This window comes from Brevundimonas sp. UBA5713 (genome assembly GCF_002419815.1).
Classification (GTDB): domain Bacteria; phylum Pseudomonadota; class Alphaproteobacteria; order Caulobacterales; family Caulobacteraceae; genus Brevundimonas.
The window spans coordinates 107,697-121,513 of sequence record NZ_DIGV01000043.1 but is presented as its reverse complement, the minus strand read 5'-3'; the positions used below and the strand labels follow the sequence as shown (position 1 = coordinate 121,513).

Genomic DNA, 13,817 nt, shown 5'->3' with positions numbered 1-13,817 from the left:
GGAGTTTCAGGGGGTCACGTCACCACGTATCCTGACAACTGCCTCGTCCAAATGCCATCGCCCCGTCGGACGATCGCGATTTCGGCGGATGTTTGCAGCAATCAGCGGACCAAACTTGTTCACCCAGCATCGGATGGCTTCACGGCTGACCTCAACCCCGCGTTCCGCCATCAACTCTTCAACGTCGCGGAGGCTCAGTGTGAAGCGAAAATACCAGCGTACCGCCTGACAGATGACCGACCCCGAAAACCGATGACGCTTGAACGATAAGCCAGACATAAAAACCTCCCTCTTTACCCCAAGTGGAGACTTTTTAGCGTTAGACTGTCAGCACCGGCCGGCTACCGGAGACTGCGTCACCACCCAGTCGACTTAGCGATTCCAGCAGCGTTTCGCGCTCTGCATCGAGGGTGGCCAAGCGCTCGAGCAGCATGTCGCGATGAACCTGTGCGCTTGCGTCCAGCGCGTCTTTGACGCGGTCCAGCGGGATGTTGGCACGGCGCAGGGCGACGATGAGCTTGAGTTGTTCGCGAGCCTCGGGGCCATACAAGCGCACGCCGCCGCGTGTTCTGTCGACAGCGATCAAACCGATGTCCTCGTAATAACGCAGGGCACGCGGCGTGACGTTCAGCTGGCGGGCCATTTCGGTGATACGCACGGTGCCGCGGACGGTCGTTCGCGGCACGTGGGCTTGCGCTCCCGTATCAAGGTGCATGTCAGAGTGCTGCATTAAGGTATCCGGTCACACTGAAGTTGATCGAACGAAGCGAGGATCGCGCACGGCAAAGACCATGACCAACAGCCCTGCCGTCAACGTCGCCAGTGCCAGCCACAGCAAGGATCCATAGCCAAACACCGCGGCAATCAGGCCGGCAGACAGCAGGCCCACGGTCGAGACCAACCCTTCGGCTGTGGTGGAAAGGGCCAAGCGCATAGGGATGTCCTGCCGCTCGCCGAACTCCAGCACGATGGTTGTGCTGGCCATCAGATAGCCGGACATGGCCGCGCCAAACATGAGATAGGCCACGACGACCATCGGCAGGGTTTCGGCCATCATCAGCAACACGACGCCGCCGATCCAGACGACTGACGACAGGATGAACACCCTGCGAAAACCGGTCTTGTCGCCCATCGCCCCCCATATCAGGTTGGTGACCGTATCGGCCCCCAAAAATGCCAGCGACAGCAGGCCGATCACCTTGCCGTCCAGCGGAATGGTCCGCCCGATGTAAAGCACATAGAACGGAGAGGCCGCACGCGCCGCGATCGTCAGGACTTGGGCGATGAGGAAGTTGCGATAGCTACGATCCGCCAGCAGGGCCGGAAACTGACCTAGCCGCTGCCGGAACGGGATCGACGGCACCACTGTCAGGGCTTCTGGTTCCACGAGCAGCCGCTGGAGCACCCATAGGCCGATAGCCGTCAGAATGAAGGCCAGCATGAAGGTGGTGGCATAGCCATTACCCAGCACCTCGTGCCCGATGAACCAGACGCCCGCCACATAGGACAGGCCCGCCGCGATCACCCCACCTGTAAAGTTGCGCCACGCTTGAAGGCGACCGCGCTGTTCAATGGGAATGACCTTGGACATCAGCGCCTGAAAGATCACGCGCTGTGAGCCGGTAAACACGCCCAGCAAGAACAAGAAGCCGAACGTCGCAGCCAGCAAAGGCATGCCAGTCAGCAGCCATGCCGAGACCGCCAACCCCAAAATCTGCACCCGCATCAAACCACCGACGCGCACAGCCGTTGGCATGACGCGGTGTAGTTTTTCAATCCTCGACGCGCCCACAATCGGGGACACAATGGCCCCGATCTGAAGCAGGGCTTGCCCTGCCCCCACAAGCGCGGCAGAGCCGGTAATCATATGCAGATAGGCAGGCAGCAAGGTTGGCGCATAAAGCAACCGGAACCCCGTCATGCCCAACATGCCGTGGACATAGTTGGCGGTATAGTTCCGCCGGAAATTATCACGCACGAAACGGTCATAGCTCTCCTCACGCGTGGCCGAGGTGTAACTGTCCTCGGCCACGGTGACAGGAGCCAAAGCGCCCGCCTCTTCGACTTGAGCGCTCATTTAATAGCCGTTCAGTCGGGCGAACCGCTCACGATGGAAGGCACCGTTGCCCAGTTCGTTTTCCAGCACACGCGCGCGCTTGATATAGAAGCCCGCATCGTGTTCGTCGGTCATGCCGATGCCGCCATGAAGCTGGATCATCTCGCGGCTCATCCAGTGGACGGTGTCACTGGCAACGGCCTTGGCCAGAGAGGCCATCTGGTCCACGTCAACGCGGTTGGCATCGACGGATTCCAGCGCGCCCTCGACCGCAGAGCGGGCCAGTTCGATCTGCGTGAACAGTTCCGCCGCGCGGTGTTGCAAGGCCTGGAAGCTGCCGATGGTTTGGCCGAACTGAACGCGGACTTTCATATATTCCAGTGTCGTTTCGAACGCGCCGATCGACATGCCCAGCATCTCGGCCGATAGCAGGATACGTCCGCGATCCAGTACCGCTTCCAGCAAGGCCTCGCCCGATAGCTTGCCGCCCAGACGCATGGCTTTCGCACCTTCAAAGCGAATCTCGGCATGGCTACGCGAGTCCGCCATCAGGCGCTTGGAACGGCTGACACCTGCATCATCGCCGGCCACGAGGAACAGCTGAACGCCCTCGTCGCTGTTGGCCGCGACTACAAACAGGCCAGCGCTATCGCCCTCGGCCACAAAGGCCTTGGTACCGGTGATCTTGTAGCCGTCGCCGTCTTTGTCGGCGCGGGCCTCGATCTTGGTGGGGTTGTGACGCGGGCCTTCGTCCACGGCCACAGTACCGACGCAGGAACCGTCTGCCAGCTTAGGCAGCCATTCGCCTTGCTGCCCCTCATCGCCGCCGAGGATTAGTGCACTGGCAGCCATGGCATTAGCGACCAACGGGGTCGCTGCCAGCGTCTTGCCCAGCTCCTCGATCACCAGCCCGAGGCTTAGGAAGCCAAATTCAGAGCCGCCGTGGGATTCAGGAATAATGACCCCTGCCCAGCCCATCTCGGCCACCTGTGCCCACGCCGCCGGATCAAAGCCTTCGGCAGGGCGGCTGTCACGCATCTTGCGAAAAGCGGTGACCGGAGACTCATCACGTGCCCAATCGCGCGCCATATCGCGCAGCATGGTTTGTTCGTCGTTCAATACAGCCATGTTCGGCCCCTCTTCGCTTACTGATGGTCCAACAGGCCAAGGATGCGCTTGGCGATGACGTTCTTCTGGATTTCGGTCGAGCCGCCATAGATCGAGACAGCCTTGCCCCACAGCCAGGTGCGGGTGGCTTGCAGCTCGGCCTCGGTGAAGCCTTCGCCTTCCCAACCCAGACCCTTCATGCCCATGATTTCGAGCGTCAATTCCGCCCGATCCTGGGTCATCTTGGCCCCGACGTTTTTGAGGATGGACGTGGCCGCAGACGGTCCCTGCCCGCCCTTGGCCTCCAGCGCTGTGCGACGCAGGGTCAGGGCAAAGGCGCGGGATTCCATATCGTGGCGGATCAAGCGGTTGCGCAGATCAAGGTCAGCCAGACGGCCCTGCTCGTCGGTACCGACATATTCGGTGGCCAGATGCGACAGCGGGCGAGTGAAGCCGCGTCCAGCGGAACCGCCACCACCCGACAGGCTCTGCCGCTCGTGTTGCAGCAGGCGTTTGCCGATGGTCCAGCCGTGGTTCAGCTTGCCGACCAGATTCTCCTTCGGGACCTTCACATCCGTGAAGAAGGTTTCGCAGAAGGGCGAAGTGCCCGAGATCATACGAATCGGCTTCACCTCGACGCCCGGCGTCTTCATGTCGATGAGGATGAAGCTGATGCCCTCGTGTTTGTTCGAGGTGTCGGTACGCACCAGCGCAAAGCACCAGTCGGCCCACTGACCACCCGAGGTCCAGGTCTTTTGACCATTGATCAGATAGTGGTCGCCCTTGTCCTCGCAGCGGGTTTGCAGCGAGGCGAGATCGGAGCCCGCGCCCGGTTCGGAATAGCCCTGACACCAGCGGATTTCGCCGCGCACGATGGGCGGGATGTGGCGCTGCTTCTGTTCTTCGGTTCCATATTCCAGCAGGGTCGGGCCGAACATCATCACGCCCATGCCGCCAATCGGGTTCCACGCCCCGATCCTCCCCATTTCCTCGTTGAGGATGCGGGCCTGCGCGGGCGTCAGACCCCCGCCGCCATACTGGGTCGGCCAAGTCGGCGTGCCCCAGCCCTTCTCGCCCATGGCCTTTTTCCAAGCCTTGGCGTCTTCGTTTTCCGCCGCGCCGCCTTCAATGGCGGCAAAGGCGTTTTCCTTGCCGCGTAGGCCCGCAGGGAAGTTTTCGGTCAGCCAAGCACGGGCCTCCTGACGGAAGGCCTCCTTGGCATCAAGTTCAAGCGGTTGGGCGCTCATCAGCGGCTCTCCGTTGTTGAAATGGGAATGAAGCGAGGGGCCAGATCGTCGCCCTCACCGGTATGGGGACTGAAGCGGACGGGCTGGCCGATGGTCAGCGCATCCGGATTGTCGGTGTGAATGCGCGCCATGACACTTGGCCCTTCGCGAAGGGTCACATAGGCGATGACAGAGGCCTGCGGGCCGCGGCGCATGACCGAGAAGCTGTAGATTGCACCCTCGCCACTGGCGCGTTCGAACGCGGCAGGGGCCAAGCAGAAGGGGCACAGGGCGCGCGGCCACGCATGCGGCTCATGGCATTTCGTACAGCGGCCAATGGTCAGCGCACCTTCACGCCAAGACTCGCGCACAGGGGCAAGTTCGGGCCAGAAATCAGGGGCAGGACGGGGGTTCTGATCAGCCATCGGTACGCTCCAGAACGACAGTGGCTGCGGCATGACGCACGCCCAGTGACCAGCCGATACCTGTCGCGACCGCCAGATCACAGTCGGGAACCTGCACCGCCGGATGGGCCTCGCCGCGCAGTTGGCGAACCGCCTCGATGACCTTGGTCATGCCTCCGCGATTGCTGGGGTGATTGCTGCACAAACCGCCGCCATCTGTGTTGAACGGCAGCTTGCCGACGCCCGAGATCAGATTGCCATCGGCGACAAAGCGTCCGCCCTGCCCTTTCTCGCAAAAACCGAGGTCTTCCAGCTGCATCAACACCGTAATGGTGAAGCTGTCATAGACGGAGGCGTATTTGATATCGGAGGGACGCACGCCCGCCTCTTCAAACGCCAGCGGACCGGAAATGGCCGCCGCCGATGTGGTCAGGTCGAGATCCTTGCCGCCGCGCTGGGCTTTCAGCGCCTCGCCTGCGCCGCGGACCGTGATCATCGGGCGCGACAGGGTGCGGGCGATCTCTGGAGAGACGACGACCAAGGCTCCTCCCCCGTCCGACACAACGCAGCAATCCAGCCTATGCAGCGGATCGGCGATCATTGGTGACGACACAACATCCTCGACCGTCACCACCTGCCGCAGCATGGCGTTCGGGTTGTGCTGGGCGTGATGGGACGCGGCGACCTTGATCCACGCCAACTGCTCTGACGTCGTGCCGTGCTCGTACATATGGCGCGCGGCGCACATGCCGTAGCTGAGCGGGTTCACCACCGCCAGAGACGCTTCGAAGGGCATCTCCGGCATGTTGGAGCGCGGACGCTGCATCTGCTCGGAGCGCGGACGCCCCGCCATGGTGATCAGCGCCACACTGCACCGTCCATCGGCAATAGCGCGCGCCGCATGGCCCAGCAGCTGGATATAGGAACAGCCTCCGGTCTCGGTGCTGTCCAGATATTTTACCCGCAGCCCCAGATACTCGACCATGGAAAAGCCGCCCATGCCGGGCGCGTCGCCGGCACAGAAATAGCCGTCCACGTCCGCCAGAGTCAGACCCGCGTCGGCCAAGGCCCCCGCAGCGCACTGTGCGTGCAGCATGGCCGTGGAAATGTCGGTCGCCAGCCGCGACGGATGCTCCCACGCGCCCGCAATGAAGGCTTGGTTGCGCAGGCTCATGATGCCATCTCTTGCAGAGCGTCCAGCACCCACGACTTGACGGTCCGATAATCCATCTTGCCGTTCGGTCCGCGCGGCACTTCATCGACAAACAGTATGTGACGCGGAGCCTTGTAGGCCGCCAACTGGCTCTTTACGTGGGCAATCAGATCAGCCTCGCTGACCGCTTGTGTGGCGTCCACGACCGCACAAACCCGCTCTCCAAAGCGCGGATCAGGTGCGCCAGCCACGGCGGCGTCGCGCACGGCAGGATGGCGTTTCAAGGCTTCTTCCACCTCTTCGGGGAAGACTTTCTCGCCGCCGGTATTGATGCATTGAGAGCCGCGGCCCAGCAGATGCAGCGTGCCATCGGCATTCACCTCGGCCCAGTCACCCGGCATGGACCAGCGCTTGCCCTCGATGATCGGAAATGCCGAGGCGGTTTTGTCAGGGTCCTTGTAGTAGCCCAGCGGGATATGTCCGCCGATGGCCACCCGCCCGCGCACGCCCGAACCCGGTTCGACGCGGCGGTTGTCCTCGTCAAACACCGCACAATCGGCCCCGAGGCTGAAAGAAGCGGTCTCTTTCACACCACCGGCCACCGTGACGGATGAGCCCATACCCACGGCCTCGGACGACGAGAAACTGTCCGCCAGCGAGGCCTCAGGCAGGTGCTTCAACAAGCCCTGCTTGTTTTCCGCCGACCACATGGCACCGGACGATCCAAGGAAACGCAAACTGGACAGGTCCCAGCGCTCCGGTTCAGCATCCAGCGCCGCCAAAAGCGGCTGGGCGAAAGGTTCGCCTACAATGGTCAGGCGCGTGGCCTTGTGGCGCTCGATCTCGGACCAGATGGTCGCCGGATCGAACTTGCCGGTAGGTGGCAGGATGATGCAGCCACCGAAATTCAGTGCACTGAGCGCGGCGATCAGGCCGGTACCGTGCATGAGCGGGCACGCGATATAGGAGCGTGGCCGGATAGGCACCCGCGCCGCCCTCGGCCCTGCCATGGCTGGCGATGACAGTGGGTCCAGCCCCAGCGCTGCATTGGCCACATAGCCACCGCGCCCGATCAGATCTTCCTGACGCCACATCACGCCCTTGGGCATGCCCGTGGTACCGCCGGTGTAGAGGATCAGAATGTCGTCGCCGCGCGGATTGACCGGCCCGCGCGCCTTGGCTCCATCGCCTGAAACCACCGCTTCAAAAGAGGCCGGATCACTGGCCGAGCCGCCGATCTCGACCCACAGGCGCACGCCTGGGTTCGAGTGGCGAACCTCGCTGACGACGCCCGCAAACGCCGTTTCAAACAGCACGGCCTCGGCGTCACCGTCATTCAGCAGATAGCCGACTTCGGTCGGGCCATAGCGATAGTTGACGTTGAACGGCACCAGTCCGGCTTTGAAGCAGGCATACAGACCTACCAGATATTCAGGTCGGTTCTGGCAATACAGGCCAACCTTTGACTGGTGCCCCAGTCCGGCTTGGATCAAGGCGCGTGCCAAGGCATTGGCCTGCCGGTCAAACTCCCCCCAGCTCAGCGTCCGGTCCTGCCAGATGGCCGCGGGCTCATCCGGCAGGTGGGCTGCAATCGACTCCCACAGCCCGGCAAAGGCCCAGTTCGGCGAAGTCTCTTGCGTATCCATGGCGACCATCATCGTGCAGGCTCCACCGTCGCGGGCGGCTCGTCGCCCTGGGGGTCTTCCGAGCCGAGTTTGTCGGTACCGGCCGCGCCGGGTGTAAAGGCGCGCACATTCTCTTCATGGGCTGATCGGTCGATGCGGTAGAAGGACAGGATCACCGCCGCGATGGCCCAGAAAATCGCGATCATCGGCACATAGGTGAACAGCAGGCGCTCGATCACTTCAGGCGGAACGTCCCCTGGCCGCGCCCCCTTGGGGAAGGCGGCTATCGTCAGGAGTATGCCAGCGGCCATGACGCCCAAACCGCCCGTGCATTTCTGCATGAAGCTGGAGGCGGCAAAGAACAGGCCCGCCGAATGTCGTCCGGTACGGCGCGCCGCATCGTCCACCACATCCGCGATCATCGAGGACACCAGAATGGCAGAGGTCGCCGTGCCGATACCCGTGGTGATCTGGAAGGCAAACAGGGTCCACAGAAGCGCCGGATGGCCGTTTTCGAAAAACAGACCGCTAAGGCGCAGCACATAGGGGATCAGACCCAGCATGACCCCGCAGACAGCCAAACCGATGGCCGAGGCCTTCTTTCCAAAGTGCTTGGAGACCAGCGGCGCGACGACCAGCGCCAGACAGACCGACACAATGCCGTCCATGGACAGCAGCGCCAGCCCACTAGGGCCCAGCCCCCACACATAGATACCGAAGTACAGGGACATCGCCGATGTCAGGCCCATGGCGGTGTATTTCAGAACACCGAACGACAGCACCTGCAAAAACGGCTTGTGCTTGAGAGTGCCACCCATTTCGCGAAGGATGGTCATGGCCTTGCGACGCGGCTTAACCGGAGCCTGAGGCAGTTCCTTGATACGGTGGTGCGTGCCCGCAGCCGACACCAGAATGGCGACAAAGATCACCGCCGCACCGGTCATGCCGTAGTACATATAGCCCTGCGGATTCAGCTGCCCCACAGGGTAGGTCTCGGTCGGCACCAGAAACACTTTCAGCGCCAGAACCGACATCCCCAGACCACCGATGTAGCCGAAGAAATAGCGGAAGCTCATGATCGAGGTCCGCTGGTCGTAGTCCTGCGTGAACTCGTGCGTCAGGGCCGAGGCCGGAATCTCGTAGAAGGTGATGAAAATCCGCGACGTTGTGGCCGTCAGGAACATATAGGCCAGCAGCGCGCCGTCAGACCAACCGGCAGGCGGCATCCACATCAGCATGAACAGAACTGCCGTCGGCAGAGCCGCAAAATACATAAAGGGGTGGCGGCGCCCCCAGCGCGAACGGAAATTGTCCGACAGCTCGCCAGTGATCGGATCGCTCAGCGCATCTACGACCAGAGAGCCTAAAATCGCCAGTGACACCAGATGGGCCGGAATGCCCACGACCTGATTGTAGAACAGCAACAGGAAGGCACTGAATGCCACCTGTTTGGTACCGACCGCCAGTGATCCAAAGCCGTAGATCAGCTTGTCAAAAAGCTTGAACGGACGGGGTTGCGGGACCGAGACAGAGGTCATCTGTTCCTCCCGCCAGGTGCGGACGGGAGTTGCCCCCCGCCCGCGTTACCGAGCATCGCCATCTTACATCCTCCCGCGCAGCCTCTTTTTCGGCTGTCATTGTTTTTTGAACTTGCGGTATGATTTGCATTGGTGTCAACCTCTCATTCCGCCCCGAAAGTTCGGAACGGTTCAAAAAATATATTCATCAGGATGAAGATAATCGTTTTACGGGTATGCACCCCAGAAGCGGTAAATCCTGTGACCAAAGGGATACCCCATGCGCGACGCAGTCATTGTCTCCACCGCACGCACGCCAATCGGCCGCGCCTATCGCGGGGCATTTAACGCTACCCCGTCTCCCACCCTTGCCGGCCATGCGATTGCCGCCGCTGTGCAGCGCTCCGGCATTGATCCGGCAGAGGTTGACGATGTGATTATCGGCGCAGCCCTTCAGCAGGGCGTACAAGCCACTATCGGTCGCACCGCCGCCCTGCGCGCAGGCCTGCCCGTCACGGTGGCGGGCATGTCGATTGACCGTCAGTGCGCCTCGGGCCTGATGGCCATCGCCACCGCCGCCAAGCAAATTATCGTCGATCGCATGGACGTGTGCGTCGCCGGCGGCGTCGAATCGATTTCCCTGGTCCAGACCCCGCAGATGCGCATGGGTAGCGATCCCGAACTGGTCGCCCTGGTACCGACCGTGCACATGCCGATGCTCGACACCGCCGAGGTCGTCGCCAAGCGCTACGGCATCTCGCGCGAGCGTCAGGACGAATACGCCCTGCAATCGCAGCAACGCACCGCCGCCGCCCAAGAGGCCGGCCTGTTCGATGACGAGATCATCAGCGTGACAGCCAATATGGCCGTACAGGACCGCGAGACCAAAGAGATCTCCAAAAAGTCGGTCACCATCGCCAAAGACGAAGGCAACCGCCCCTCCACTACCCTCGAAGCCCTGCAAGGCCTGCAACCGGTACGCCCGGACGGCAACATCACCGCAGGCAACGCCAGCCAGCTGTCAGACGGCGCCTCGGCCTGCGTACTGATGGACGCCGAACTGGCTGCCCAGCGCGGGTTGAAGCCGCTTGGTCGCTACATGGGGATGGCCGTTGCAGGCACCGAACCTGATGAAATGGGCATCGGCCCCGTCTTCGCCGTACCGAAACTGCTGAAACGCTTTGGCCTGAACGTGGACGATATCGGCCTGTGGGAGCTGAACGAAGCCTTTGCCGTCCAGGTCCTCTATTGCCAGGACAAGCTGGGCATTCCGGCGGACCGCCTGAACGTGAACGGCGGTGCCATTTCCATCGGCCACCCGTACGGCATGTCAGGCTCGCGATTGGTGGGCCACGCCCTGATCGAGGGCCGCCGCCGCGGCGTCAAATATGTAGTCATCACCATGTGCGTGGGCGGCGGCATGGGCGCGGCCGGACTTTTCGAAGTCCTGTAACGCAAAGCCGGTTGACGCAGGGGAAAAACATACCCCATACTCGAAAAACAAATTAATGCGTACTTAGCTGACGTTTTTTGCAGTGCAGCAGCGGGTCTATCTACGGATAGGCCCGCAACACGCCTCCTCCCCAAACACCTACCCACAATTCAAATGAGCGTAATCCAACCAACAAAGACAGACTAACATCGCGATGACCGGGCAGCATAAGTTCGGCACGCCAAAGGGAGCGGACACATATGAAGCGCGTTTATCTCAGCGGCGTGTCGCCGTTAATTCTGGCTGCGACCACAGCCACCTTTCTGACAGCGGCAAGCGCCTCTGCGCAGGATGTCCAAAGACTGCCGACCAGCGATAACGACCAGCCTGTTTCGGTGGCAGATATTGTCGTCACCGGCTCCCTCATCCGTGGCGCACGTGAAAACGCCATCTCGTCCGTCGACGTGATTAACTCCGAAGAGTTGCAGCGGCAGGGCTCGCCCAGCGTGCTGGACCTGATCAAGGCACTGCCGGTTTCCAATGGCGTGCTTGGTGATACCAACCAGTTCGACAGCCGCGCGCAAGGTTCGGAAGGCTCCGGCTCGATCAACCTGCGCGGTCTGGGGGCCACGCGCACCTTGGTGCTGCTGAACGGCCGACGCATGGTGGCCAATCCTCTGGCCATGGGGGCAGCCGGTGTTGTGGACACCAATATGATCCCTGCCGCGGCCATCGGACGTATTGAAGTTCTGAAGGAAGGTGCCGCCGCCACCTATGGCTCGGATGCCATCGGCGGGGTTGTGAACTTCATCACCCGCGAGAATTTCGACGGTCTGGAAATCATGGCCGACTACCGCCACATCGCCGATACCGATGGCGACTGGAGCGGCGCTATCAACTGGGGATGGACGAGCGATCGCGCCCAGATCTTCCTGTCCGCAGGCTATCAGCACCGCAGCGAACTGCGCACCACCGCGCGCGACTTTACCCAGTCGTCGTATCTGGAAAATCCCGAGGGCGGCTATTCGGCAGCCAACAACCCCGGCACCTTCCTGTCATTCATCGCCCCCGCTGCGACCGGCGCTCGGCTGTTCCGCGACCCCGGCTGTGAAACCCTTGGCGGCTTTGCAGGCTTCAGCGGCACGACACCCGCCTGCTTTGGCCAGTACATCGACTACGACAATCTGGTCGAGGAAGAGAACCGCTTCCAACTGTTCGGCTCTGTCGACGTTGACCTGAACGACAATCACAGCTTCCGCGCAGAGGTCGCCTATGGGCACACCGAACTGCCACGCTGGGCCACGTCGCCGTCATACGCCATCGTCAGCTCGCCCTCGATCGAGGCGCAGGGCGCGGGCGCTTTGCAGCCGCTGTATGCCAACCGCTATTTCATACCGAGCAACAGCCCGGGCCTGCGGGACTTTGTGTCCAAGAATGCCGGCTTCAATCATTTGCTAGCCTACGGCGCGGCGTATCTGGCACCGGCTGCCCGCCCCATGCTGCTTGGCGGCAATCCGACCACCAGCGATGGCACCACCTACGGCTACCGCGAGTTTGACCATTATCGCGTGGCAGGCTCATTCAGCGGCGATCTGTCCTTCGGTTCGAACCTTCGGTACGACGTATCGGCCACCTACGCCCAGCAGACCGGCACGCGCTCGGCACCGGAAACCATGACCAACCGCTTTGCGCTGGCTCTGCGCGGCTTGGGCGGTCCGAACTGCGACACCCAACCCAATACCCCGGGCATTCAAGGTCCGGGCGGCGCGGCCCCCACGCCGGGCGCTAATGGCTGTTTGTGGTTCAACCCGTTCAGCAACGCCATTCAGGCCAATGCCATCGACGGTCAGGTTAACCCCCAGTTCAACCCGGCCGTTGCGAACAGCAATGAAGTCATCAACTGGTTTATGACCGACTCGCGGACCACGTCCACGAACCGCCTGTTTGTTGCCGACGCCGTGCTCAGCGGTGATACCGGCTTTCAAATGGGGGGCGGCATGTCGCAGTTCGCCGTGGGCGTGCAGTTCCGCCGCGACGTCTTTACGTCCAGCTACAACGACATGGCGAACAAGCTGATCAACCCGTGCACTTCGTCACCGGACTTCTTCAACGATGCCTGTACGGGCGCGGGCGCAAACGGTCCGTTCACATTCGGCGGTGCCAGCATCCCCAGCGATCGCGCTCGCAATGTCTGGGCCGCGTTTGCCGAACTCCAACTACCGCTGACCGATCGCTTGGAGATGCAGCTGGCAGCGCGCTATGAAGACTATGGCAGCGACACGGGCTCGACCTTCGATCCGAAGGTATCCGCCATGTGGCGCGTAACCGACAACTTCTCCATTCGTGGCGGTGTCGGCACCACTTTCCGCGGCCCTCCCATGACCCAAACCTCGGAGCGGTCCGGCACCTCGCTGCAGTCCATTCTGGGTTCGTTCCGTGCCGTGGAAATCGCTGGCAACCCCAGCCTCCGCCCTGAATCGGCCACCACCTATAATCTTGGTGTGGTGATGAATGTCGGCAACTTCAGAGGTTCGCTGGACTACTACCGCTTCGAAATGGAAGACGGCATCGTTTCCGAGCCGGTTTCGGGCATTGTTGACGCTCTCTTCCCCAATGGGGCCACCGGTCCGAACCGCTGTGGCGATCCTGCCATGGCCCTGATCGAAGAGCGTTTCGTGTTCAGCGGCACCTGCGCCGCAGCCAACCTGAACCGCCTCAAGGTCAACTATGTGAATGGCGCGGATGTCACCACGTCGGGTCTGGACGCCATGGGCTCCTACGAGTTCGACGACGTTATGGGCGGTCAACTGACGCTGGGTGGCAACTTCACCTATGTGATTGAATACTACACCGGCTCACAGCAGATCGGTGACGTGATCATCGAGCCGGCTTTCGAAGCCGTGGGTCGCCTCAACTATCAAAGCACCGCCTATCCACTGCCGCAGCTGAAAGGCCAGCTGTACGGTCAATACGAGAACGGCGCGCACAATCTGCGCCTGACCGTAAACTATATGGATGGCTATGAGGACGGGCGCGAAAACCTGTTTGCGGACGGGGCCTATCGCGATGGCCTGAACAATCCGATCACGGTGAGCGCAGGCCGCAATATCGACTCCTGGCTCACGGCCAATGCCACCTACCAACTGCAACTGCCGGACGATCTGACAGTGTCGGTCACGGTCGAGAACATCACGGACGAGGATCCGCCGTTTGCGCGACTGGATCTGTCCTATGACCCGTTCACCGCCAACGCACTGGGACGCACCATCAAGGTCGGCGTGCGTAAGCGGTTCTAAA

11 protein-coding genes are annotated in these 13,817 nt (G+C 61.8%); 2 read left to right on the top strand and 9 right to left on the bottom strand.

Annotated features, from left to right (window positions below; genetic code table 11):
* Window positions 1–6: 6 nt before the first annotated feature.
* Genes B3B04_RS11140 through B3B04_RS11100 form a run of 9 tightly spaced genes read right to left on the bottom strand, consistent with a single transcriptional unit; the run spans window position 7 to window position 9,109 of the window.
* Entirely contained in the window at window positions 7–279 is a 273-nt protein-coding gene (locus tag B3B04_RS11140) for a hypothetical protein (RefSeq protein WP_292042939.1), read from the bottom strand.
* Between the two features lie 40 nt (window positions 280–319).
* Window positions 320–730: a MerR family transcriptional regulator gene (locus tag B3B04_RS11135; protein WP_292042938.1), complete on the bottom strand. Its 411-nt coding sequence runs from the start codon at window positions 728–730 to the stop codon at window positions 320–322.
* A 12-nt stretch (window positions 731–742) separates the two neighbouring features.
* Window positions 743–2,077, bottom strand: a complete 1,335-nt coding sequence (locus B3B04_RS11130) for an MFS transporter (protein ID WP_292042936.1) — start codon at window positions 2,075–2,077, stop codon at window positions 743–745.
* A complete protein-coding gene (locus B3B04_RS11125) occupies window positions 2,078–3,184 on the bottom strand; it encodes an acyl-CoA dehydrogenase family protein (protein WP_292042934.1) in 1,107 nt (368 codons plus the stop codon).
* Window positions 3,185–3,201: 17 nt separating this feature from the next.
* Window positions 3,202–4,410 carry an acyl-CoA dehydrogenase family protein gene (locus tag B3B04_RS11120; RefSeq protein WP_292042929.1) on the bottom strand — a complete coding sequence of 403 codons (1,209 nt, stop codon included), beginning with the start codon at window positions 4,408–4,410 and terminating at the stop codon, window positions 3,202–3,204.
* Window positions 4,410–4,814 (bottom strand): Zn-ribbon domain-containing OB-fold protein, encoded by a 405-nt coding sequence (locus B3B04_RS11115; protein WP_292042928.1) that lies wholly within the window; start codon window positions 4,812–4,814, stop codon window positions 4,410–4,412. The genes B3B04_RS11120 and B3B04_RS11115 overlap by 1 nt, the downstream gene beginning before the upstream one ends.
* Window positions 4,807–5,967 carry a thiolase domain-containing protein gene (locus B3B04_RS11110; protein ID WP_292042926.1) on the bottom strand — a complete coding sequence of 387 codons (1,161 nt, stop codon included), beginning with the start codon at window positions 5,965–5,967 and terminating at the stop codon, window positions 4,807–4,809. The genes B3B04_RS11115 and B3B04_RS11110 overlap by 8 nt, the downstream gene beginning before the upstream one ends.
* On the bottom strand, window positions 5,964–7,592 hold the full coding sequence (locus B3B04_RS11105) for an acyl-CoA synthetase (protein WP_292042924.1): 1,629 nt from the start codon (window positions 7,590–7,592) through the stop codon (window positions 5,964–5,966). Before B3B04_RS11105 ends, B3B04_RS11110 begins: the two co-directional genes overlap by 4 nt.
* 8 nt (window positions 7,593–7,600) lie before the next feature.
* Window positions 7,601–9,109: an MFS transporter gene (locus B3B04_RS11100; protein WP_292042923.1), complete on the bottom strand. Its 1,509-nt coding sequence runs from the start codon at window positions 9,107–9,109 to the stop codon at window positions 7,601–7,603.
* Between the two features lie 259 nt (window positions 9,110–9,368).
* Between B3B04_RS11100 and B3B04_RS11095 the strand changes: the two genes are divergently transcribed.
* The gene (locus B3B04_RS11095) at window positions 9,369–10,541 is read left to right on the top strand and encodes an acetyl-CoA C-acyltransferase (RefSeq protein WP_292042921.1); all 1,173 of its coding nucleotides are present in this window, start codon (window positions 9,369–9,371) and stop codon (window positions 10,539–10,541) included.
* 239 nt (window positions 10,542–10,780) lie between these two features.
* Window positions 10,781–13,816 carry a TonB-dependent receptor plug domain-containing protein gene (locus B3B04_RS11090; protein WP_292042920.1) on the top strand — a complete coding sequence of 1,012 codons (3,036 nt, stop codon included), beginning with the start codon at window positions 10,781–10,783 and terminating at the stop codon, window positions 13,814–13,816.
* Window position 13,817 lies beyond the last annotated feature (1 nt).

Coding starts and splice junctions, on each gene's coding strand:
- B3B04_RS11140 (WP_292042939.1), bottom strand. CDS start 279: ATGTCTGGCTTATCGTTCAAGCGTCATCGGTTTTCGGGGTCGGTCATC.
- B3B04_RS11135 (WP_292042938.1), bottom strand. CDS start 730: ATGCAGCACTCTGACATGCACCTTGATACGGGAGCGCAAGCCCACGTG.
- B3B04_RS11130 (WP_292042936.1), bottom strand. CDS start 2,077: ATGAGCGCTCAAGTCGAAGAGGCGGGCGCTTTGGCTCCTGTCACCGTG.
- B3B04_RS11125 (WP_292042934.1), bottom strand. CDS start 3,184: ATGGCTGTATTGAACGACGAACAAACCATGCTGCGCGATATGGCGCGC.
- B3B04_RS11120 (WP_292042929.1), bottom strand. CDS start 4,410: ATGAGCGCCCAACCGCTTGAACTTGATGCCAAGGAGGCCTTCCGTCAG.
- B3B04_RS11115 (WP_292042928.1), bottom strand. CDS start 4,814: ATGGCTGATCAGAACCCCCGTCCTGCCCCTGATTTCTGGCCCGAACTT.
- B3B04_RS11110 (WP_292042926.1), bottom strand. CDS start 5,967: ATGAGCCTGCGCAACCAAGCCTTCATTGCGGGCGCGTGGGAGCATCCG.
- B3B04_RS11105 (WP_292042924.1), bottom strand. CDS start 7,592: ATGGATACGCAAGAGACTTCGCCGAACTGGGCCTTTGCCGGGCTGTGG.
- B3B04_RS11100 (WP_292042923.1), bottom strand. CDS start 9,109: ATGACCTCTGTCTCGGTCCCGCAACCCCGTCCGTTCAAGCTTTTTGAC.
- B3B04_RS11095 (WP_292042921.1), top strand. CDS start 9,369: ATGCGCGACGCAGTCATTGTCTCCACCGCACGCACGCCAATCGGCCGC.
- B3B04_RS11090 (WP_292042920.1), top strand. CDS start 10,781: ATGAAGCGCGTTTATCTCAGCGGCGTGTCGCCGTTAATTCTGGCTGCG.